The 19,884-nt window shown below is 63.5% G+C and carries 18 protein-coding genes and 3 pseudogenes; 5 read left to right on the top strand and 16 right to left on the bottom strand.

Annotated features, from left to right (window positions below; all coding sequences use genetic code 11):
- The first annotated feature begins 183 nt into the window (after positions 1–183).
- Both ACOYJQ_RS14050 and ACOYJQ_RS14045 read left to right on the top strand, forming a co-directional pair.
- Positions 184–492: a GNAT family N-acetyltransferase gene (locus ACOYJQ_RS14050; protein WP_433459230.1), complete on the top strand. Its 309-nt coding sequence runs from the start codon at positions 184–186 to the stop codon at positions 490–492.
- Positions 493–551: 59 nt separating this feature from the next.
- Positions 552–1,496 carry a pirin family protein gene (locus ACOYJQ_RS14045; RefSeq protein ID WP_433459229.1) on the top strand — a complete coding sequence of 315 codons (945 nt, stop codon included), beginning with the start codon at positions 552–554 and terminating at the stop codon, positions 1,494–1,496.
- A gap of 203 nt (positions 1,497–1,699) precedes the next feature.
- On the opposite strand, the gene ACOYJQ_RS14040 is transcribed toward ACOYJQ_RS14045, so the two are convergent.
- Entirely contained in the window at positions 1,700–2,740 is a 1,041-nt protein-coding gene (locus tag ACOYJQ_RS14040) for an Atu2307/SP_0267 family LLM class monooxygenase (RefSeq protein WP_433459227.1), read from the bottom strand.
- A gap of 107 nt (positions 2,741–2,847) precedes the next feature.
- Between ACOYJQ_RS14040 and ACOYJQ_RS14035 the strand changes: the two genes are divergently transcribed.
- A complete protein-coding gene (locus ACOYJQ_RS14035) occupies positions 2,848–3,726 on the top strand; it encodes a LysR family transcriptional regulator (protein WP_433459226.1) in 879 nt (292 codons plus the stop codon).
- Between the two features lie 324 nt (positions 3,727–4,050).
- Here ACOYJQ_RS14035 and ACOYJQ_RS14030 read toward each other — a convergent pair whose 3' ends face one another.
- The 10 genes and pseudogenes from ACOYJQ_RS14030 to ACOYJQ_RS13985 form a co-directional block, all read right to left on the bottom strand.
- Positions 4,051–4,686, bottom strand: a complete 636-nt coding sequence (locus tag ACOYJQ_RS14030) for an SDR family NAD(P)-dependent oxidoreductase (protein ID WP_433459224.1) — start codon at positions 4,684–4,686, stop codon at positions 4,051–4,053.
- A pseudogene (locus ACOYJQ_RS14025) lies at positions 4,685–4,801 on the bottom strand (SDR family NAD(P)-dependent oxidoreductase); the annotation flags it as partial. The pseudogene ACOYJQ_RS14025 and the gene ACOYJQ_RS14030, both read right to left, overlap by 2 nt.
- Positions 4,798–5,829: a proline racemase family protein gene (locus ACOYJQ_RS14020; RefSeq protein WP_433459223.1), complete on the bottom strand. Its 1,032-nt coding sequence runs from the start codon at positions 5,827–5,829 to the stop codon at positions 4,798–4,800. The pseudogene ACOYJQ_RS14025 and the gene ACOYJQ_RS14020, both read right to left, overlap by 4 nt.
- Positions 5,826–7,298 carry an aldehyde dehydrogenase family protein gene (locus ACOYJQ_RS14015; RefSeq protein ID WP_433459221.1) on the bottom strand — a complete coding sequence of 491 codons (1,473 nt, stop codon included), beginning with the start codon at positions 7,296–7,298 and terminating at the stop codon, positions 5,826–5,828. The genes ACOYJQ_RS14020 and ACOYJQ_RS14015 overlap by 4 nt, the downstream gene beginning before the upstream one ends.
- Positions 7,299–7,409: 111 nt before the next feature.
- On the bottom strand, positions 7,410–8,645 hold the full coding sequence (locus tag ACOYJQ_RS14010; RefSeq protein ID WP_433459220.1) for an NAD(P)/FAD-dependent oxidoreductase: 1,236 nt from the start codon (positions 8,643–8,645) through the stop codon (positions 7,410–7,412).
- Between the two features lie 56 nt (positions 8,646–8,701).
- Positions 8,702–9,583 carry a dihydrodipicolinate synthase family protein gene (locus ACOYJQ_RS14005; protein WP_433459219.1) on the bottom strand — a complete coding sequence of 294 codons (882 nt, stop codon included), beginning with the start codon at positions 9,581–9,583 and terminating at the stop codon, positions 8,702–8,704.
- A 32-nt stretch (positions 9,584–9,615) separates the two neighbouring features.
- Positions 9,616–10,281 carry an amino acid ABC transporter permease gene (locus tag ACOYJQ_RS14000; protein ID WP_433459218.1) on the bottom strand — a complete coding sequence of 222 codons (666 nt, stop codon included), beginning with the start codon at positions 10,279–10,281 and terminating at the stop codon, positions 9,616–9,618.
- A gap of 11 nt (positions 10,282–10,292) precedes the next feature.
- Positions 10,293–10,955 (bottom strand): amino acid ABC transporter permease, encoded by a 663-nt coding sequence (locus tag ACOYJQ_RS13995; protein ID WP_433459216.1) that lies wholly within the window; start codon positions 10,953–10,955, stop codon positions 10,293–10,295.
- Between the two features lie 11 nt (positions 10,956–10,966).
- Positions 10,967–11,767 (bottom strand): amino acid ABC transporter ATP-binding protein, encoded by an 801-nt coding sequence (locus ACOYJQ_RS13990; protein ID WP_433459214.1) that lies wholly within the window; start codon positions 11,765–11,767, stop codon positions 10,967–10,969.
- 166 nt (positions 11,768–11,933) lie between these two features.
- Positions 11,934–12,767, bottom strand: coding sequence for a substrate-binding periplasmic protein (locus ACOYJQ_RS13985; RefSeq protein ID WP_433459373.1), 834 nt, complete (start codon positions 12,765–12,767; stop codon positions 11,934–11,936).
- Positions 12,768–12,969: 202 nt separating this feature from the next.
- Between ACOYJQ_RS13985 and ACOYJQ_RS13980 the strand changes: the two are divergent.
- Together ACOYJQ_RS13980 and ACOYJQ_RS13975 are read left to right on the top strand one after the other, a co-directional pair.
- A pseudogene (locus ACOYJQ_RS13980) lies at positions 12,970–13,662 on the top strand (GntR family transcriptional regulator); the annotation flags it as partial.
- Between the two features lie 315 nt (positions 13,663–13,977).
- Positions 13,978–14,682: an SDR family oxidoreductase gene (locus ACOYJQ_RS13975; RefSeq protein ID WP_433459212.1), complete on the top strand. Its 705-nt coding sequence runs from the start codon at positions 13,978–13,980 to the stop codon at positions 14,680–14,682.
- Positions 14,683–14,695: 13 nt separating this feature from the next.
- On the opposite strand, the pseudogene ACOYJQ_RS13970 reads toward ACOYJQ_RS13975, so the two are convergent.
- The 5 genes and pseudogenes from ACOYJQ_RS13970 to ACOYJQ_RS13950 all read right to left on the bottom strand — a co-directional run.
- A pseudogene (locus ACOYJQ_RS13970) lies at positions 14,696–14,809 on the bottom strand (IS5 family transposase); the annotation flags it as partial.
- 43 nt (positions 14,810–14,852) lie between these two features.
- Positions 14,853–15,758 (bottom strand): aromatic amino acid DMT transporter YddG, encoded by a 906-nt coding sequence (gene yddG, locus ACOYJQ_RS13965; protein WP_433459211.1) that lies wholly within the window; start codon positions 15,756–15,758, stop codon positions 14,853–14,855.
- Between the two features lie 189 nt (positions 15,759–15,947).
- Positions 15,948–17,456 (bottom strand): aldehyde dehydrogenase, encoded by a 1,509-nt coding sequence (locus tag ACOYJQ_RS13960; RefSeq protein WP_433459210.1) that lies wholly within the window; start codon positions 17,454–17,456, stop codon positions 15,948–15,950.
- Positions 17,456–18,364: a dihydrodipicolinate synthase family protein gene (locus ACOYJQ_RS13955; protein WP_433459209.1), complete on the bottom strand. Its 909-nt coding sequence runs from the start codon at positions 18,362–18,364 to the stop codon at positions 17,456–17,458. The genes ACOYJQ_RS13960 and ACOYJQ_RS13955 overlap by 1 nt, the downstream gene beginning before the upstream one ends.
- Before the next feature lie 77 nt (positions 18,365–18,441).
- Complete coding sequence (locus ACOYJQ_RS13950) at positions 18,442–19,779, bottom strand: MFS transporter (protein ID WP_433459208.1); 1,338 nt, start codon at positions 19,777–19,779, stop codon at positions 18,442–18,444.
- Positions 19,780–19,884 lie beyond the last annotated feature (105 nt).

The raw sequence follows: 19,884 nt of genomic DNA, 5'->3' as shown, positions 1-19,884 counted from the left end.
AGCCGATTGCTTGTCGAGGATCCTCACCCCATCTCACCGGAAGGCCCGTCTGCCCGGCACCTTCCGTCATCGCGTGCCCGACCGTGCTTCGCAACGCATCCGGGCGCGCGGTTCACGGCGAGACCATCGGCCCCGCGGCGGCCTCGCCCGCCGCCCCAACCTTTCATGTTGACGGAGACTGAGATGACCGAAAAACCTGCCGTTCGGATTTCCTACGAGGATCAAGGCCACAAGGGACGCTTTGCCGCCCGCGTCGACGGGGCGGAGGGCGAAGGCGAACTGACCATCTCGAAAGTCTCGGAGGTGCTCGTCATCGCCGATCACACCTTCGTTCCCGACACCATGCGCGGCACGGGCGCCGCTTCGGCGCTGGTCGAAGCCCTGATCGCGGATGCCCGCGCCAAAGCTTATCGCATCGTGCCGCTCTGCCCCTTCGTGCGGGCGCAGTCGCTGCGACGGCATCCCGAGTGGTCCGACGTCATTCAGCAGTAAGGCGGCCGACCGCCGACTGCCGTAACCGCCATGAAACTGTTTGAGCGAAGGAGAGCGACATGAGCTGGAACCCGACGCAGAACCCCGATTGCCCCGAAACGGGCGGGCTCGACGCCATCGAAACCCTCATTGTCCCACGCACCCGCGATCTGGGCGGGTTCGAGGTGCGCCGCGCCCTGCCCGCCCCGAAACGCCAGATGGTCGGCCCCTTCATCTTCTTCGACCAGATCGGGCCCGCCGAATTCCTGACCGGCGGCGGCATCGACGTGCGCCCGCATCCGCATATCGGACTGGCGACCGTAACCTATCTCTATGAGGGCGCGTTTCATCACCGCGACAGCACCGGCGCCGACCAGATGGTCTATCCCGGCGAGGTGAACTGGATGATCGCCGGCAATGGCGTCACCCATTCCGAACGCACCAGCGAGGAGATGCGCCGCCGGCCCGGCACCGCTTTCGGAATCCAGACATGGGTCGCGCTGCCGGAGCACGCGGAAGACGTTGCCGCGACGTTCGAGCATCACGGTCGCGAGGCCCTGCCATTCCTTGAGGGCGAGGGCAAGCAGGTCCGCCTGATCCTCGGCTCCGCATGGGGCGAGCGCGCGCCGGTGAAGACCTTCACCGAGACCTTCTATGCCGATGTCGTTCTGGCTGGGGGCGCGAAGCTGCCGCTGCCCGACAATCACGAGGATCGGGGCGTCTATGTCGTCGAGGGCGATATCCTTGTGGCCGGAACAAGCTTCGCCGCGGGACGGATGATGGTGTTCCGCCCCGGCGACCGCATCAGCCTGACCGCGGGAGAGGCCGGCGCGCGGCTGATGGTGCTGGGCGGCGAGACGATGAACGGACCGCGCTACATCTCCTGGAACTTCGTCGCCTCTTCACAGGAGAGGATCGACGCGGCGAAAGAGGCGTGGCGCAAGGGCGACTGGGAGCATGGCCGCTTCCACCTGCCGCCCGGCGACGAGGCCGAGTTCATTCCGCTGCCCGAGCAGTTGAAGTAACCGGCGCGCAGCACGAATACGGACCCCGCCTGCGAGCGCGCAAAAGCGCTCGATCGTCAATCGACCGTCAGGACGGCCTTCCCCGCGAATTCCCGCTTCAGAAGCGCGCGGGCCGTTGCGTCGATCCCGGTCCATTGCGCGGTTCGCCCGATCACCGGGCGCGGGCTTCCGTCCGACAGGCGGCCGGGACCCGCCCGATGTCGCTACGGCTTGACCTGCCCTGCCCGGATGATCGGTGCAACCTCAGCGCCCAGAAGTTCGATGGAACGCTTCATCGCCGCCGTTTCGAGTGACGCCGTGCTCATCTGGAAGGTGATGCGCGAGACGCCGCCGAGCGCCTCGTCGGCGTGCCGCATCTTGGCCGCGACCGTCGCCGGATCGCCGATCAGGAACGCGCCCTCCGGGCCGGCCATGGCTTCGAACTGCTGGCGCGAGGGCGGCGACCAGCCGCGCTCACGACCGACCTTCGCCGTCAGATGCGCCCAACCGGGAAAGAAGGCATCCTTTGCCGCCGCGTTGGTCTCGCCGACGAAACCCATCGCATGAACGCCCACCACGAGCTTGTCGGGACCATGCCCGGCACGCCTGCCGGCCTCGCGATAGAGATCGACCAGCGGACGGAAGCGCTCGAAACCGCCGCCGATGATCGCGACCATCAGCGGCAGGCCGAGCACGCCGGCGCGAGCGAAGGATTGCGGCGTGCCGCCGACGCCGATCCACAACGGCAGCCGCGGCTGATGCGGACGGGGAAAGACGCCCTGTCCGCCGAGCGGCGGACGGAAGCGGCCTTCCCACGTGAGATTGGTCGTCTCGCCCAGCTTCAGGAGGAGGTCGAGCTTCTCGGCGAAAAGATCGTCATAGGCCCGCGTGTCCAGACCGAAGAGCGGAAACGCCTCGCCGAACGACCCCCGGCCGACGACGATTTCGGCGCGGCCCCTGGCGATCAGGTCGAGGGTCGCGAATTCCTGAAAGACCCGAACGGGGTCGGCTGCGCTCAGGACCGTCACCGCGCTCGTCAACCGGATCCGACTTGTGCGCGCCGCCGCCGCGGCCAGAATGATCGCGGGCGCGGAGTCGAGAAATTCAGCGCGGTGGTGCTCGCCAATGCCGAATACATCCAGCCCGACCCGGTCGGCGATTTCAACCTCCTCGATAAGCTCGGCCATGCGATCGGTCGCCGAAGGGAGCCTGCCCGTGGCAGGATCGGGAAGGATGGCGGCAAAGCTGTCGATACCGATTTCCATGAGAGATCCTTGCGCGTTCGTTGGTCGGAACGCACAGTGTCATTCCTGTTTGCAATACGATAGCACTATTCTGTGGATAGCTGTGTCGCGAGACGGGGAACGCCGAATTGGACATCGAGGACCTGCTCACCTTCGTGGAAGTTGCCGACGCCGGGGGAATTTCGCCGGCCGCGCGCCGGCTCGGCGTCTCCAAGTCAATCGTCAGCCGGCGGCTCGTCCGGCTTGAAGCGGAGCTTGGCGTCCAGCTTCTCGCGCGAACCACGCGCGGCGCCGCTCTCACGGAGGCCGGTGGCACGTTTCGGGACCATGCCGCCAGGGCCTGCGCCGAGATCGAGGTGGCGAGGGAGACGATCCTGCCCGCCGGCGACCTGCGCGGCCGCCTGCGCGTCGCCGTGTCGCTTTCGTTCGGCCCCAATCACTTCGCTCCCGTGCTCGCGCAGATGGCGCGGGCCCACCCGCAACTCCACATCCATGCCTCCTACAGCGACCGCTTCGTCGATCTCATCGCGGAGGGTTTTGATTGTGCGATCCGGGTTGGCTATCTACAGGACTCCAATCTGATCGCAAGACGTGTCGGGCCGATCTACGGAAAGCTGGTCGCGAGCCCGGACTATGTGAAGGCACATGGTTCCCCCGAGAAACCCGAGGAACTCGTCGCCCATCAAGCCCTCATGCAGGGAACGGAATCCTGGCAATTCATGGATGGCGACGAGATCATCACGGTTAATCCGCAGGGGCGCTTCAAGGCCGACAACGCCACGGCCCTCGCCGCCGCCGCATTGGAAGGGCTCGGCATCGCGTGGCTTCCCGATGGCATCACCGACATACATGTGGCCTCCGGGGCGCTCGTTCCGGTCATGACGCGCCATCCGCCGCCGCCGGCAGGCGTATATGTCGTCCGCCCGCCCGGCCAGCATACCGCGCGGAAAGTACGGGTTCTCACCGAAATGCTGATCGGGTGTTTCAAAGAAGATTCGCGATCTTGACAGTATCGGGCGCGAGCGCGGGAGCACGCCCGGGCCAGCCCGGACGTCGGATTCTTCCGTCGAGGTCAAGACAGACCGCTTGTCGCCAGAAACCGGTCCTTGCCCGCATAGTCGAACAATTCGCGGGGATGGAGCGGAATGCGATCAGGTTGAATCGCCATCCCGCTCTCGATTTCATGTTTTACCGCAACTTGCGTTCAATTCGATGGACCGGCTTGGATGCAAACCGTTCCGGACGGCGAGAACCGGGAAGTTTTCTTTCCGGTCCGGGCCATATTCACCCGGATGATCCCGCACGATCCGAGTCCGTCGAAACGTCTGCCCTCACGCCACGGCCTGCGCGCCGGTGATCTCGACGAGAGAGCCGCAGATGAAGGCGGCTTCGTCGGAAGCGAGGAAGGCGACCAGGGCCGCGACCTCCTCCGGCTTGCCGATGCGGCCGAAAGGCACCAGCCTGTCGAGATCGGCGATGGTGCGGCCCGACCGCTTCACCCCCGCTTCCAGCATCGGCGTATGGATTTCGCCGGGGCAAACGGCATTCACCCTGACTTTGTGAGACGCGTAGTCGCGGGCGAGATTCTGCGTGAAGCTCGCCACCGCCGCCTTCGTCACGTTGTAGGCGATATGGTTCGGCGCCGGGTGAAGGCCCCATTGCGAGGCCGTGTTGACGATGGCGCCGCCACCGGCCGCGATCATCGGCGGCAGCGCCGCCTGACACAGATGAAACATGGCGTCGACATTGATCGCGAAGCTCAGCCGCCAGTCGTCCGCCGTCAGCGACAACAGGTTGCCGCGCCGGTTGATGCCCGCGTTGTTGCACAGGACGTCGATGCGGCCCTCGCTTCCGATGACGTCGTCGACGATTGCCCGGCAGCCTTCCGCCGTCGCGATCGCTGGCGAAAGCGCGGCCCCGGCCTCCTTCCGCGACGATCCGTGCCGCCGTGGCCTCGGCGCCTTCACCGTTCACGTCGGTGACGACGACCAGCGCGCCCTCCGCGGCAAAGCGGGCACAGATGGCCGCACCAATGCCACCGGCCGCGCCGGTGACGAGGATGGTCTGGCCGGAGAGGCTCATAGTTCACCTACCTGCGGACCCCAGGTGTCCGACAGTGCGAAGCCCGTGCTGAAAGGATCGTTCGGATCGAGGCGCAATTCCTGCCGTCCGAAGATGTAACCTTGCCCCGTTATCCGCGGCAGAACGGCGGGACGGCCGCCCACGGTGGTTTCACCCAGCATTTCCGCGGTGAACGTGCCGCCGATGATGCTGCGCGAAATCCGCCTGTCGCCGGTCTTCAGCTCGCCCCGCGCGTGCAGGATCGCGAGATTGGCGGAACTCCCCGTGCCGCAGGGCGAGCGGTCGACGCGGCCGGGTTTGAGCGTGGTGCAGGTCGTGACCGAGCCATCGTCGTGGCGCTCGCGGAACATGACATAGGCGATCTCGTTCAGGCTCGGGATCTCCGGGTGCGCGACACGGATCTGGTCTTTCAGGAGCGCCTTGATCGCCATCCCCGCCTCCGCCAGCCCGCGCGCGGCTTCGGGAACGATGCGCAGGCCAACCTGATCCGCGTCGACCTGCGCATAGAAGACGCCGCCGAAAGCAATATCGCCGCGGATGAGGCCCCATTGCGGGGTCTCGATCGCCGCATCGAGTTCAACGACGAAGGCCGGAACATTGTCGAGGCTGACCGATATGCAACGGCCGCCCTCGCAGCGCGCGCGGGCGACGATCAGGCCGGCGGCGGTGTCGAGACGCACCACGGTCTCCGGCTCGATCATCTTCACGCGGCCCGTCTCGAGCAGCGCCGTGACGACGCAGATGCAGTTCGAGCCGGACATCGGGTGCGCCGTGTCCGGCTGGAGCACGATGAACGCCGCGTCCGCATCCGGCCGGCAGGGCGGCAGCAGCAGGTTGGTGGTGTGAACCACCTGCGCCCGCGGCTCGCGCGTCAGGAACAGGCGCAGGCTGTTATCGACGTCATTGAGAAAATTCATCTTCTCAAGGATGGTCGCGCCCGGCAATTCGGGCGCGCCGCCGACCAGCACATTGCCGCTCTCGCCCTGACAATGCACCAGCAGGATTTCAAGGCTGTTCTCGAAGGTCATTTCAGATACCAGCCCCACGGTTCGTTGCCGACGAAGCGGGTGATCTGCTTGGTCTCCAGATAGTTATCGAGCCCCCAGCGACCGAGTTCGCGCCCGATGCCGGACTGCTTGTAGCCGCCCCACGGCGCCTCGGTGAAGGTCGGCTGCGAGCAATTGATCCAGACGATGCCGGCGCGGAAGGCGCGGGCGACTCGCTCCGCGCGCTCTTCGTCTTCCGACATCACGGCCGCCGCAAGACCGAAGCGGGAATCATTGGCAAGGCGGATGGCTTCTTCCTCGGTGTCGAAGGAGCGGATGCAGACGACGGGTCCGAAGATTTCCTCGACCCAGGCGTCGGCGTCGAGCGGCACATCGGTGAGGATCGTCGGCTCCAGATAGTAACCCCTGTCGAAGCCCTCGGGCCGCCGGCCGCCGGCCGCAACCGTCGCTCCCTGCGCGACGGCCCTGTCGATGTGGCGCAGCACGTCCTCATACTGCGCCTCGTTGACCAGCGGCCCGAGCAGCGTGCCCTCGTCGAGCCCGTTGCCGATGCGGATCTTCTTCGCTTCTTCAACCAGCCGCTCCAGCAGGCGCGGATAGAGCGGCGCCTCGACCAGAACCCGCGAGGTGGCCGAGCAGACCTGACCCTGGTTCCAGAAGATGCCGAACATGATCCATTCGACGGCCTTCTCGATGTCGCTGTCGGCGAAAACCACGAAGGGCGACTTGCCGCCGAGTTCGAGGCTCACCCGCTTGATGTCCTTCGCCGCGGCGGCCATGATGCGCGAACCGACCGGGCCGGAGCCGGTGAAGGCCAGCTTGTCGACCTGCGCGTGCTCGGTCAGCGCCTGCCCCACCACCGAGCCCTTGCCCGACAGGATGTTGAGCACACCCGGAGGCAATCCGGCGGCCTCGGCGATCGCGCCCAGTTCCAGCGCGGTCAGCGAGGTTGTCTCGGCCGGTTTCAGGATCATGGTGCATCCCGCCGCCAGGGCGGGGGCGACTTTCCATGCCGCCATCAGCAGCGGATAGTTCCACGGCACGATGGCCACGGCGACGCCGATCGGCTCGCGAACGGCTTTCGAAACGAAGCGCGCGTCCGCGAGCTTCACCGTCTCCGCTTCGCCGTCAAGTTCCTCGGCGAGCCCGGCATAGAAATCGAAGCAGCCTGCCGCGTCTTCGAGGTCCCACGTCGCTTCCGGCAACGGTTTGCCGTTGTCGCGCGTTTCGATCCGCGCGAGTTCCGGCAGCCGGTCGCGGATTCCCCTGGCGATGGCGCGCAGGAACGTCGCGCGCTCGGCGCCGCTCAGGCGCGGCCAGGGCCCGTCGTCGAAGGCGGCCCGTGCGGCGCGCACGGCCGCATCGGCGTCGGGCGCGGTGGCGGCGGGAATGTGATGAAACACTTCCTCGGTGGCGGGATCGATCACCGGCAGCGTGCCGCCCTCGGCGGGAGACACCCATGCGCCATTGATGTAAAGTTTCGTCTGCATGTTTCCCTCACAATGCGCGTGTCGGACCGCCATCGACCCGCAGGCCCCGGCCGGTAACGGAACACGAAGCCTCTGTCGGCGAAAAAACGGTCCTCATAACGGGCTTTCCTCTCAGAAACGGTCGATGCGATACGGCGCCATGTCTAGCGGCGGCTTTACGCCGGTGATCAGGTCGCCCATCAGCCGCGCCGTGGTCGCGGCATAGGTCACGCCCAGGTGGCCGTGGCCGGTGGCATAGAAAACGCCCGGTGTCTTCGCCGAAGCCGACATGACGGGCACCGTGTCCGGGAAGGCGGGACGATGGCCCATCCATTCGGTGAAGTCCGCGCATTTCAGGTTCGGAAGCGCCGTCTGCGCGCGCTTCACCGTGATCTTCGAGCGGCGATAATCGGGCGCCGCGTCGAGCCCCGCCATCTCGACCGTGCCGCCGACGCGGATGCCGCCGGCCGTCGGCGTCACCATGAAGGCGCGGGCGGGCCAGATGATCGAATGCTTCATCGCAATGCCCGGCGACATGATCTGGGTATGATAGCCGCGTTCGGTTTCGAGCGGCATCGGCTCGTCGAGCATCCCGGACAAGCGGCCAGAGAAAGCGCCGGCGGCGATCACGATTTCATCGGCCGGAAGGTGCCGGCCGTCCTTCAGGATCACCGCGCGAATCCGCCCGGACCGGTCGAACCCGCCGACCTCGCCCCTCTCGATGCGCCCGCCGAGCGTCACGAATTTCTCCGCAAGCCTCAGCACCAGCCGGTAGGGATCGCGAAGGCTGCGGTTCCGGGGAAAGAGCACCGCCATGCCGATGTCCTTCGACAGCTCCGGCTCAAGTTCGCGCGCCTGTGCGCCGGTCAGGACGTGATGCTCGAAGCCGAAACGCTCCAATATCTCGATGTGATCGCGGTCCGCCCGGAACTCCGCCTCGTCGGCATAGAGCGACAGGCACCCCTCCTGTGTCAGCTCCGCCTCCAGCCCCGTTTCACGCAGCAATGCTCCGAGATCCTCATGGACGCGCTTGCACAGGACGGCCCCCTGCTCCTCCAGCGTCCGCAGCTTCGAAGGGCGCGAGGCGGCGATGAAGCGCAGGAACCACGGAACCAGCTTCGGCATATAGGCGGGGCGCACCCGGACAGGACCTTCAGGGTCGAGCATCCAGCCCGGAATCTGTTTCCAGACCGCCGGGCGCGAGGCCGGCATGAACTCGGTCACTGCGATCGACGCCATGTTCCCATAGGAAGCGCCCCGCCCCGGCGCATCGCGATCGACCAGGACGACCTGACGGCCGCGGCGTTGCAGATCGTAGGCAAGCGCGGTCCCGATGATACCCGCGCCGATGATGACAGTTGCAGTCACCTTGTCCCCTCCTGCCGGTATCGAACGGGCGGCGCCAAGCCGCCCGCCGGACGTTCTCACTTCAAGTTCAGAACGGGTTCCACCGCCGCGCGGAATTCCGCCTTCTCGGCGTCGGAAAGCGGCAGCAGCGGCTGGCGGCCCACGCCGACGGGGGTGCCGGCAAGCTCGCAGCCGTATTTGACCTTCTGCACGAACTTGCCGCTTTCGAGGCTCGACATGGCGCGGTAGATGGTCTGCGCCTTGCCGCGCGCGCCGAGCCAGTCGCCGGCCTCGATGGTGTTGACGAGATCGACGGCGGCCTTCGCCATGAAGTTCGCCGGCCCGCAGATCCAGGACGTCGCGCCCCAAAGGTAGAAGTCCAGCGTCTGGTCGTCGGAACCGTTGGTGACCTGGTAGCGATCGCCGTATCGCACGCGGATGTCGATGGCGCGCAGCAGGCTGCCGCTCGATTCCTTGATGCCGATGACGCGCGGGTTGTCGACGAAGGCGTCGAGCACGTCGAGGCCCACCTCCACGCCGACCTTCGGCGGGTAGTTGTACAGCACGACCTTCACATCGACCGCATCAAGCACGGACTGGTAATGCGCGATGATTTCGTCCGTCGCGGGTGTCGCATAAAAAGGCGCGGACAGCAGCACCGTGTCGTAACCGAGGTCGCGGGCGCGCTTCGTGTGCTCGATCACTTCCCACGTGGAGCCGGCATTGGTGCCGGCGATGAGCAGTTCGTCCCCGCCGGCGAATTCGGCGACGAATTTCAGCACGGATGCCCGTTCGTCGGCCGTCAGGGCGTTGTATTCGCCGGTTGAGCCGTTGGGCACCCAGCCCTTGACGCCGTCGTCGCGCAGCTTCGTGAGCAGCTTCTCGAAGGCACTGAAATCAATCCTGCCGTTTTCATCGAACGGGGTGACGAGAGCGGGAAGGACGCCTTTGAGTATCATGGAGTTCTCCTTTGCAGAAATGTTGGAAACCATCACATCGCAAGCTTCGCGAGGATGCGGCGCTCGACGAGCGAGACAGCCCGGGTGAGCGGAAAGGCGATGGCGAAGTAGATGAGGGCGACGACCGTCAGCACCTCGACGGGGCGCGCCGTGTTGTTGGAAATGTTCCCGCCGACGAACATGAGATCGGCCATGCCCACGGCGGAAACGAGAGCGCTCTCCTTGAACAGGCTGACGCAGTTCGACAACAGCGTCGGAATGGCGCGCAACACCGCCTGGGGCAGCACGACGTTCGTGATCTGCACGCGCCGGGGCAGTCCGAGCGCGACGCAGGCGTCGAGCTGTTCACGCCCGACCGACTTGAGGGAGGCGCGGAACGTCTCGCTGGAAATCGCCCCCATGTAGAGCGTGAGTGCGATCACGCCCGACGCGAGGTTCGACAGCTCGACGCCCAGAACCAGCGGCAGGCAGAAGAAGATCCAGAACAACTGGATGAGCACGGGCGTGCCGCGGAAGAATTCGACGTAGACGTTGGAGACGATGCGCAGCAGCGCGGACGTCGAGGTGCGGGCAAGCCCGACGAGAAAGCCCAGCGTACAACCAAGGATGACCGACATGAGCGTCAACTTGATCGTCATCCACAGGCCGAGCGCCAGAGCATCGGTGAAGCGCAGCACGACGGAGAAATCGAAAGTCATGAATCTTCTCCTCAGCTCGTCACCAGTTGACGGCGACGTTCGAGGTAACTGACGATCTGCGAAACGGGGAACGAAATGGCGAAGTAGATGAGCGCGGCGACGGTAAAGATCTCGATCGGCCGATAGGTTTCCGTCGCCAGCGTCTTGGCCTCATACATGAGATCCTGCACCGCCACGATCGCCACCAGCGCGCTCTGCTGGAATATGACGATGCCGTTCGTCAGCAGGACGGGTATCGACGCACGCAGCGCAGTCGGAAATACGATGTAGAGCACGCGCTGGAGCGGGTTGAGACCCAGCGCGATACCCGCGTCGAGCTGCTCGCGCGGCACGGCCTGAATGGCGGCGCGATAGGCTTCGGCGTTGAACGCCATCAGGTTGAAGCCGAGCGCCAGGATGCCCATGGTGATGGACCCGAGAAAGACATCGAACAGCATCGGCACGCAGTAAAAGAACCAGACGATCTGGACGATCGCCGGCGTGCAGCGGAAGAACTCCACGAACAGCATCGCCGGCAAGCGGACGGCCGCGAAACGGCTCATGATGAGGAGCGCCAGCGGAAACCCGAAGAAGATACCGATCAGATTGGCGACGGCCGTGAGCTGAAGCGTCACGACGAGCCCGTCGAGGAGCGGCGGGAAGGAAACGGCCCCGAAATCGAGTGAATAGTTCATGCGCCTTCCCTTTACTGCCGGATATGGAAGACGCGGTCGATGAATTCCCGGGTGCGCTCCTCTTTCGGAGCCCCCAGCACCTGCTCGGGCGGGCCGTCTTCGACGACCACGCCACCCGCGCAGAAGATAACCCGGGAAGCGATGTTCTTCGCGAACCACATGTCATGGGTCACGATCATCATCGGCATGTTCTGCGCGGCAAGTTGCAGGATGACCTGCTCGACCTCCGCCACCAGTTCGGGGTCGAGCGCCGAGGTCACTTCGTCGAACAGCATCAGCTTCGGGTCGAGCATCAGGGCGCGGGCAATGGCCACCCGCTGCTTCTGCCCGCCGGAAAGCTGCGCCGGAAAGGCGTCCGCCTTCGCGCCGAGACCGAAGCGCTCCAGCAGCGCCGTCGCACGCCCGGCGGCGGCGGACTTCTTCTCGCCCCGCACCTTGCAGGGGGCGAGCGTCAGGTTCTCGATGACGCTCAGATGCGGGAACAGCGTATAGTGCTGAAACACCATGCCGATCGAGCGGCGGACGCTTGTGTCGATGACGGTTTTCCCGTAGCCGCCGTCGGCCGATATATAGGGTTTTCCGCCGAAGGTGATCGAACCGCTGTCGATCTTTTCGAGCCCCATCATCACGCGCAGCAGCGTGCTCTTGCCGCCGCCGCTCGGCCCGATGACGACCACCCGCTCGCCGGGTTTCATCTCGATGTCAAGCCCTCTGAGCACTTTCACGGCAGGCGTGTAGCTCTTGTGGAGCGACCGGATACGGACAAGAGGCGTATTTGAGGCTTGACTGCCCGGAGAATGACTTAAGGTCATGGCAGGTCTCGCAGTTGTGATTGAATACGGGAGGACGGGGCGAACCTCGGCAATGCCGGGCCGCGCCCCGGCACGGCGAATGGCTGCCGCCTTCAGGAAGATCCGGCGCGTATGAGGGAAATGGAACGGCGGATGCGAAAGCGTTCTTCGATCCGCCCTCCCCTCGTCACCGCGCGCCCTTGAGCACCTTGTCGACCGCGTTGCGGATCAGGGTGTCGACGTAACCGGTCGCCACTTTCTCCTCGAGGAAAATGTTGACGACCTCGATATCGGCAGGCGAAATCTGGTGGGGCAATCCGAACGACACGCCCTGTTTCGCCAGCGCGGGCTTCGGGTTGAGAGCCACTGCCCAATCCGGATTGGACTGTGTGAACAACAGGTTGGTGTCGGAGGCATCGACGAGGATGTCGGCGCGGCGAGAAACCAGCGCGAGGCGGGTTTCATCGTTGCTGGGCAGGCGCAGGACGGTGGCGCTCTTCACCGCGGCGGAAATCGCCTTGTCCTGGGCCGTGCCGGACATGACGGCGAGCGTCACGCCCGGCTTGTCGATATCCGCGACGGAGGTCGCCTCCGCCGGAATCTTGGGATTGTTCTTGTTGTAGGCGAGCGAGATCTGATACTCCATGGCGGGAATAGAGAATTGCACCGCCAAGGCGCGGACCGGCGTGCGGTTGAGCGCCAGCGAGACGTCCCACCGGCCAGCCTGCAAGCCGGCGATCAGGTTGTCCCACGTCGTATCCACGAACACGGGCTTGACCTTCAGGACTTCGGCGAACTCGCGGCACAGATCGGCGAAGAACCCCGAATATTCGCCGGTCGCCGGATCGCGCATGACATAGGGCGGGGCGACCGCGGCGCCGCAACGCAATGCGCCGGCTTTCTGGACACCCTGCCAATAGCCCCCGCCCGATTGCGCCGAAACCGCAGTTGCCGAAAGCCCCATCGCCAATGCGAGCCCGGGCAGCGTCCGCAAGGCGGACGTGATCATTCTGGAAAACATCATTTTTTCCTCTCCATGACGTGCATCCGGCACGTGTTCTCCGGTCGTCGGCGTCGCGCCGTTTCCGGTATTTTTGGTCGTCTACGTGTCGACAAGATTATTTATGTCGGCTGCGCGTCGACAAATCAAGCGGAAAAATTTGCGTTGTGATCGGCGCGGTTTTCTGTCCCTAATGGGCCTTGCAACGGAGCGAGAGAGAAAAGTGTCAGGCGAAACAGAAACGAAGCGGGTCAGGGGCACCGGCTGGAAGAACGTCTACGAGACGCTGCGGAGCGAGATATTGACCCTGACGCTGGCGCCGGGCGAATTGCTGGACGAAAGCACCCTCGCCGAGCGTTTCGAGATGTCGCGCTCACCCGTGCGCGAGGCGCTGATCCGGCTCGCGGGGGAAGAACTCGTCGTGACGCTGTCAAATCGCAGCACGATCGTCGCGCCGATCGAGGTGGGGACGTTTTCGAAATATGTCGAGGCGCTGGATATCGCCCAGCGGGTCAATACCCGTCTGGCGGCGGCTTTGCGCACGGCCGCCGACCTGAAGAGCATCGCCAGCCGTCAGAAAGCATTCGAGGCCGCCGTTCAGACAAACGACCATTTGAAGATGTCGGAAGCCAACAAGCAGTTTCATCTTGCTATCGCCAGGGCCGGTAAAAATGCCTACATGGCATCATTTTACGAGCGGCTGCTCAATCAGGGACAGCGAATGTTGCATCTGCATTTTGAGTATCTCGAACGGACAAACGAGGGCTATCTCCTGACGGACGAGCATAACCTGATGCTGGAAGCGATCAGGGCGAAGGACGTCGATCTGGCCGACGAATTGGCTCACGCCCACACGCGACAATTCCAGGACAACTTCATCAACTTCATGCGCGAGAACTATACGAACAACGTATCCTTTTCCTTGCCCGATACGAAACCGCAGGCAATCGGAAACGCCCGCCCGGAACCGGCCAAGGCGGTTTCCGACCGCCAGGAGCGCAGGCGCCGCAGTTCATCGGCCGATAACGCTCGTCTCAATCGCGTGGGCAATCTCACCGAATGACATCAAATCCGTCCGCGAGAATCCGTCTATTCTCGCGCATATCAAGCTGATCGGCTCGACCCGATATAGAAATCAACATCACGGACACAGGAAGCGGGCAGGCTCAGGACTTCGACCGGCAGAGGCGATGGCCGAAGGTTGCTTGCTTCCGGATTTCAGGAGACGAACATGAGTGTCGAAAAAGTTGCCATCATCACCGCCGGTGGCAGCGGCATGGGCGCAGCCGCCGCCAGACGACTCGCCGGGGATGGCTTCAAGGTTGCGATCCTGTCGTCATCCGGCAAGGGAGAGGCGCTGGCCGATGAACTTGGCGGATTCGGCGTGACCGGCTCGAATCGGTCGAACGACGATCTCAAGCGGCTGGTTGATGGAACGGTGGAGCGCTGGGGCCGCATCGACGTGCTGGTCAACAGCGCCGGCCACGGCCCGCGCGCCCCGATCCTGGAGATCGGCGACGAAGACTGGCATACGGGTCTCGACACCTATTTTCTCAACGCCGTCCGCCCGATCCGGCTTGTCGCGCCGATCATGCAGACGCAGAAATCGGGTGTCATCGTCAATATATCGAGCGCATGGGCCTTCGAGCCGAGCAGTCTTTTTCCGACCTCGGCGGTATTCCGCGCCGGGCTTGCATCCTTCACCAAGATCGTCGCGGACACCTATGCCGCCGACAACATTCGGATCAACAACGTCCTGCCCGGCTGGATCGACAGCCTTCCCGAAACCGGAGAGCGCCGGGAGAGCGTGCCGCTCGGACGCTACGGCAAGGCTGAGGAGATTGCCGCCACCATCTCGTTCCTGGCCTCGGAAGGTGCGGCCTACATCACCGGCCAGAATATCCGTGTTGACGGTGGATTGATGCGTTCAGTCTGACGAAGTCGGTCTTCAGGTGGATCTTGGTGAAGAATCCGCCGCGCGAGCGACCGGGCGCCCGCCCCTTCCGCCCCCCCTTTGCCCCTGCTGCCGAGACATGGACGCGCACGGGGGGCAAGTCGGATATCCGAATCGGAGGGGCAGGCGCCCGGCTGTTCTCGCGCAAGAAATCAGCGCCGTCTGCGTGTCGCCAGCCAGCACAGGATCGATCCCCCGCAAACCATGGCCGTTCCCTGCCAGAACGAGAACGAAAGCGGCGTGCGTAAAAGCAGCGCTGCGATAACCGCGGAAAAAATCGGGGTAAAGTAGGAGGCTCCGGCCAGAATGGTGACGTTGCCGTGCAGAATGCCGACGTTCCACGCGGCATAGCCGAAGCCCATCGCCGAAGCCGCCAACGCCAGCACGATAATGGACTCGAGGTTGAAATCCATCGCGCTGCCATCCGTAAACGGATACTTGATCCAGAGAACGGCGGCGACCAGCATGAAGAACAGGGTGACGCCGTTTTTCCCGTCGGCAAATTTCGCCGTGGTGATCGAGTACGCCGCCCAGATCACGGCGCCGGCAAACGCCAGACCGTAGCTCAGGGGGTTATCCTGAATGTTGGATAACATGACCGCAAAATTGATCCCGCTATCGCCGCCGAGAACCCAGACAATGCCGACCATCGAAATGACGACCCCGGGGAATATAAGGATATTTGCTTTTTGATTATTGAACAGGATTGCCGCGACCATCGTGAATGTCGGCCAAAGGTAATTGACCATCCCGACCTCGATGGCCTGCCGTCCTGTATTTGCGTAACCGATAGACAAGGCAAGGCACAGTTCATATGAAATGAAAAGGACGCTCCCCCAAAAGAGGTAGCGCCGGGGAAACTCGCCGAGCTTCGGAAATCCGACAGTCAACAACAATACGACCGCTGCCACCGTGTAGATCAGCGCCGCGCCGCCGATGGGGCCGAAACTTTCGCTGACACTGCGGATGAGGCCGACGATCGAGCCCCAGAGGAGGATCGAAGTCAACCCGACCAGCGTCGCCTTGCGCGTCCTTTGAGTACCGACCAATTGCGCCATATCGTTCCTGAGCCCCGATGAGACACGCATGACAAGCCACGTCCGGGCCGGGAGACCCGGACGAGAATGATTGTCCTGCAACAGGTTTAGAGCAGTTTGCGTTCAAATCGATCCATCGAATTGAATGCAAGTTGCGGTAAAATATAGAATTGAGAGCGGCGTGGCGATTCCACTTGAATGCACGCCGATCTAGTTATATTTTTCCGACGTCGAAGCGTCGATCCAGATCGTCTTTATTTCCGTGTACTGATCATGCGCCCATATGGATTTGTCACGCCCGCCGAAGCCGGATTCCTTGAAGCCGCCGAAAGGCGTGGTGACGTCGCCCTCGCCGAAGCAGTTCACCGTCACGACGCCCGCACGTATTTCACGCGCCAGGCGCAACGCACGGTTCAGCCTGCTCGTATAGACCGCCGCCGCCAAGCCATAGACGGTGTCGTTGGCGAGCGCAATCGCTTCATCGATCGTCGTGAAAGTCGTCACGGACAGGATCGGCCCGAAAATTTCTTCCCGGAACAGTTTGCTTTCCGGGCCGGCGTCATCGACGATGGTCGGCTCGACGAAAATTCCGTGCCGGGCCCCGCCGCCGAAGACGACCGGAATATTCTCCGCTTTCGCCTGCTCGATATACGAGTACACCTTCTCGAAATGAGCGTCGCTGGAGAGCGAACCGAGAAAGTTCTCGGGATCGAGAGGATCCCCCATTTTCCACTCGCGCAGATGAAGGCCGACCCGCTCCAGCAGCGCATCCTTGATATCGGCGTGAACGATCAGGCGCGATGACGCCGAACAATTCTGGCCCATGTTCCAGAAAGCGCCGTTGACAATATGCCGGGCGACGGCATCGACATCCTCAACGTCGTCCATGACGACGGCGGGATTCTTGCCGCCGCATTCCAGCACCACCTGCTTCAGGTTCGATTCAGCCGCATACTTGAGGAACAGCCTGCCGGTGTCGGTCGAACCGGTGAAGCTGACCATCGCGACATCCGGGTGCCGGCCGATCGGCTCGCCCACATCCCTGCCGCCACCGGGAAGGACGTTGAGCACGCCTGCGGGAATGCCGGCCTGATGAGCCAGTTCGGCAAGACGCAATGCCGTGAGGCTGGTTTCCTTGGCCGGCTTCACCACGACCGAACAGCCGGCCGCCAGCGACGGCCCGATTTTCCACGCCAGCATCAGCAGCGGGAAATTCCACGGCAGGACCAGACCCACCACGCCGATAGGCTCGCGCACCACCAGCGCGACCGTGTCCGATCCCACCGGCGCGGTATGGTCATAGATCTTGTCGATCAGTTCGGCATGCCAGCGGATCGTGTGGATCGTCTCGGGCACGTCGGTGTTCTGGCACTCGCGCACGGGCTTGCCGCTGTCGAGGCTTTCCATCACCGCCAGTTCATGCGCGTTCCGTTCGAGCAGATCCGCAAGCCGCAGCAGCACGGCCTTGCGCTCGGAAGGGGAGCGCCGCCGCCAGCGCCCGTCCTCGAAAGCGGTCTTGGCCGCCTTCACGGCCAGATCGACGTCCTCCGCGTTGCATGCGGCAACCTCGGTCAGGACCGCGCCGGTCGCCGGGTTGGTCGTCGGAAAGGTCTTGCCCGACAGCGATGGACGGAAAACACCGTCGATAAAAGCCTCTTTCGGGAACACGATCTTCCCGGCGATCGCCGCATAGTCGGATGCTGACAAAAGGCCGGACATCAGGCGTTCGCTCCCGTGACAGCGGCAACTTCGCGCTTGAGTTCCTCGACGATCGTCTTCAGCGCATGCTCTTCGGCCTCATCCAGCGGCTGAAGGGGCGCGCGCACGCCGCCGGCGCGCAGTCCTGCCAGCTTCGCCCCGGACTTGATCGACTGGACGAATTTGCCGCCTTCCAGAAAATCCAGCAGCGGCAGCAGGGCCGACATGATGCGGCGGCCCTTGTCGAAATCCTTCTCCAGAACGGTGGCTTCGTAAAGCGCGACGTGCTCGCGCGGGACGAAGTTCGAACCTGCGCAGACCCAACTGCGCGCGCCCCAGGCGAAGAATTCGAGCGCCTGATCGTCCCAACCGCACGAAAGCTGGATATTCGGGAATTCGCGCGCCAGCAAATGCAGTTGCGAAGCCAGACCCGAGCTTTCCTTGATCGCCACGAAGTTCTTCGACACCGCGGTAACGGTACGGAAGAATTCGCGCCCCATCAGCACACCCATGCGCGCGGGATAGTTGTAGAGGATGATGGGCAGCCCGGCGGCGCGATCAACCGCCAGTGCGTGGGCCGCGTTCTCCTGCTCCGTCGGCAACGCATAGGGCGGCGAGCCGACCAGGAGCGCGTCGGCCTTGATCTCCCTGGCGGCCGCGGCATAGGCGACCGAGTCTTCGGTGCGGATGGCGCCGGTGCCCACGACCAGCGGCACGCGGGTGCCGATCACATCCCTCGCCAATGCAGCGAGGTCGAAACGCTCCTGCGCGGTATGTGCGTAGTATTCGCCGGTGGAGCCGCCGATGACAATGCCATGCACCTTGGCATCGATCAGATACTCCAGCACCTCGGTGAATGCCGTCTTGTCGATCTCGCCTGCTGTCGTCAGGGGCGTGATCGCCGGGGTGAAGATACCGTCAAAGTTCATGATGCTTCCTCCAGAAGGGAGACCAGATCCCAAGTGCGATGGACGGTGCCGCCGTGCCCCCACGGCGGCACGCAAGATCAGTGCGAAAGAGAAGCTGCCTCTTGCAGACTTAGCGAACGGGTTTCGGGCGCCAACGCGGCCGACACCGCCAGGCCCACGAACGAGACCGCGGCGGCGGCGTACATGGTATTGCCGATACCGATGGCATCGAGCGAGATCGGAACCAGCCATGTGCCGATGGCCGCTCCGATGCGGGACAATGAAGCGCCCATGCCGACCGCGAAGGCGCGGATCTCGGTCGGGAAGATTTCGTTCGGGTAGACGAGTTGCAGGACCTGGGCGCCGCCGATGAACACGGCGTAGGCGCCGAACAGGATCAGCACCAGCCATTCTCCGCCGCTGGAGAAGTATCCCAGCGCCAGCAGGGACAATCCCGACCACAGAAAGCTATGGATCACCAGACTGCGCCGGCCGATGACGTTGATCAGTTGCGTGGCGATGATGCAACCCACCACGAACAGCAGCGTGATGGCCACCGATCCGTAGGAGGCCCATTCTCCGGTCAGATTCAGGGCCTGCAATACCTTTGGCGCAAAAGCATAAACCGCGAAAACCGGAATAACGGAGCAGCTCCAGAACACGGCGACGAAGAACATGCGTTTGCCGTAGCCGGAATGAAGCAGCGTCTTGAAGGACATGCTTTGCTCCGCCGGCTCTTCCGGCAAATTACGCAGCGAGAAGGACGGGCCGTATACTTTCTTGATGACCCTTTCGGCCTCGGCCGTGCGTCCCTTGCTCAGCAGCCAGCGCGGCGATTCCGGTGTGCCGATGCGGACCAGCAACAGGAAGACCCCGATCACCGCTGGACTGGCCAGCACCCATCGCCACGCGTCATCGCCACCATAGGCCAGAATGAGATTGCCCACGATGTAGGCCAGCGCGGCGCCCGCGAACCACAAGATGGTAAGCGCCGCCAGCCGCGGCCCGCGCTCTTTTCGCGGCAGGAACTCCACCAGCAGGGAGCCCGCAACCGGATACTCGATACCGACCCCGATCCCGATCATGAACCGCAGGAGAAACAGGGCAATTCCCGACTCCACCCAGAACTGGGCAAGCGAACATACGAGAAACAGCGCGGGAGCCACGAAATAGAGCTTCCGGCGCCCGAGGCGATCGGTCAGCCAGCCGCCCAGAAAGCCGCCGAAGAAGATGCCGATCAGTGCCGATGCCGCAACCATGCCCTGCCAGAAATTCGTCAGTTGCAGGTCGGCCGACAGCTGTATCAGGGCGACACCGATGATGCTGAGGATATAGCCGTCCATCACCCAGCCTCCGCCCGAGCGGATAGTCAGGAGCTGGTGAAACCCGTTGAGTTGAACGTCTTCGATGGAAATTGCTTGCGTTGCATGACTCATTTATCCCTCCCATGAGTCGTTGAATATTCTCAATTCATTTCCAAATTCGATGTATGTTATTATTTATATTTATGATTAAGCTGATTTTTTCCGATATACTATCCT

It is taken from the genome of Pseudochelatococcus sp. (assembly GCF_050946405.1).
Taxonomy (GTDB): domain Bacteria; phylum Pseudomonadota; class Alphaproteobacteria; order Rhizobiales; family Beijerinckiaceae; genus Pseudochelatococcus.
This window is presented reverse-complemented; position numbering and strand designations above follow the sequence as displayed.

Excerpts from the sequence above, each read along its gene's own strand:
- ACOYJQ_RS14015 (WP_433459221.1), bottom strand. The coding sequence starts at position 7,298 with ATGCAGACGAAACTTTACATCAATGGCGCATGGGTGTCTCCCGCCGAG.
- ACOYJQ_RS13950 (WP_433459208.1), bottom strand. The coding sequence starts at position 19,779 with ATGAGTCATGCAACGCAAGCAATTTCCATCGAAGACGTTCAACTCAAC.
- ACOYJQ_RS14040 (WP_433459227.1), bottom strand. The coding sequence starts at position 2,740 with ATGGAAATCGGTATCGACAGCTTTGCCGCCATCCTTCCCGATCCTGCC.
- yddG (WP_433459211.1), bottom strand. The coding sequence starts at position 15,758 with ATGGCGCAATTGGTCGGTACTCAAAGGACGCGCAAGGCGACGCTGGTC.
- ACOYJQ_RS13960 (WP_433459210.1), bottom strand. The coding sequence starts at position 17,456 with ATGTCCGGCCTTTTGTCAGCATCCGACTATGCGGCGATCGCCGGGAAG.
- ACOYJQ_RS13955 (WP_433459209.1), bottom strand. The coding sequence starts at position 18,364 with ATGAACTTTGACGGTATCTTCACCCCGGCGATCACGCCCCTGACGACA.
- ACOYJQ_RS14020 (WP_433459223.1), bottom strand. The coding sequence starts at position 5,829 with ATGACCTTCGAGAACAGCCTTGAAATCCTGCTGGTGCATTGTCAGGGC.
- ACOYJQ_RS13975 (WP_433459212.1), top strand. The coding sequence starts at position 13,978 with ATGAGTGTCGAAAAAGTTGCCATCATCACCGCCGGTGGCAGCGGCATG.
- ACOYJQ_RS13985 (WP_433459373.1), bottom strand. The coding sequence starts at position 12,767 with ATGTTTTCCAGAATGATCACGTCCGCCTTGCGGACGCTGCCCGGGCTC.
- ACOYJQ_RS14005 (WP_433459219.1), bottom strand. The coding sequence starts at position 9,583 with ATGATACTCAAAGGCGTCCTTCCCGCTCTCGTCACCCCGTTCGATGAA.
- ACOYJQ_RS14050 (WP_433459230.1), top strand. The coding sequence starts at position 184 with ATGACCGAAAAACCTGCCGTTCGGATTTCCTACGAGGATCAAGGCCAC.
- ACOYJQ_RS14000 (WP_433459218.1), bottom strand. The coding sequence starts at position 10,281 with ATGACTTTCGATTTCTCCGTCGTGCTGCGCTTCACCGATGCTCTGGCG.
- ACOYJQ_RS13990 (WP_433459214.1), bottom strand. The coding sequence starts at position 11,767 with ATGACCTTAAGTCATTCTCCGGGCAGTCAAGCCTCAAATACGCCTCTT.
- ACOYJQ_RS13995 (WP_433459216.1), bottom strand. The coding sequence starts at position 10,955 with ATGAACTATTCACTCGATTTCGGGGCCGTTTCCTTCCCGCCGCTCCTC.
- ACOYJQ_RS14045 (WP_433459229.1), top strand. The coding sequence starts at position 552 with ATGAGCTGGAACCCGACGCAGAACCCCGATTGCCCCGAAACGGGCGGG.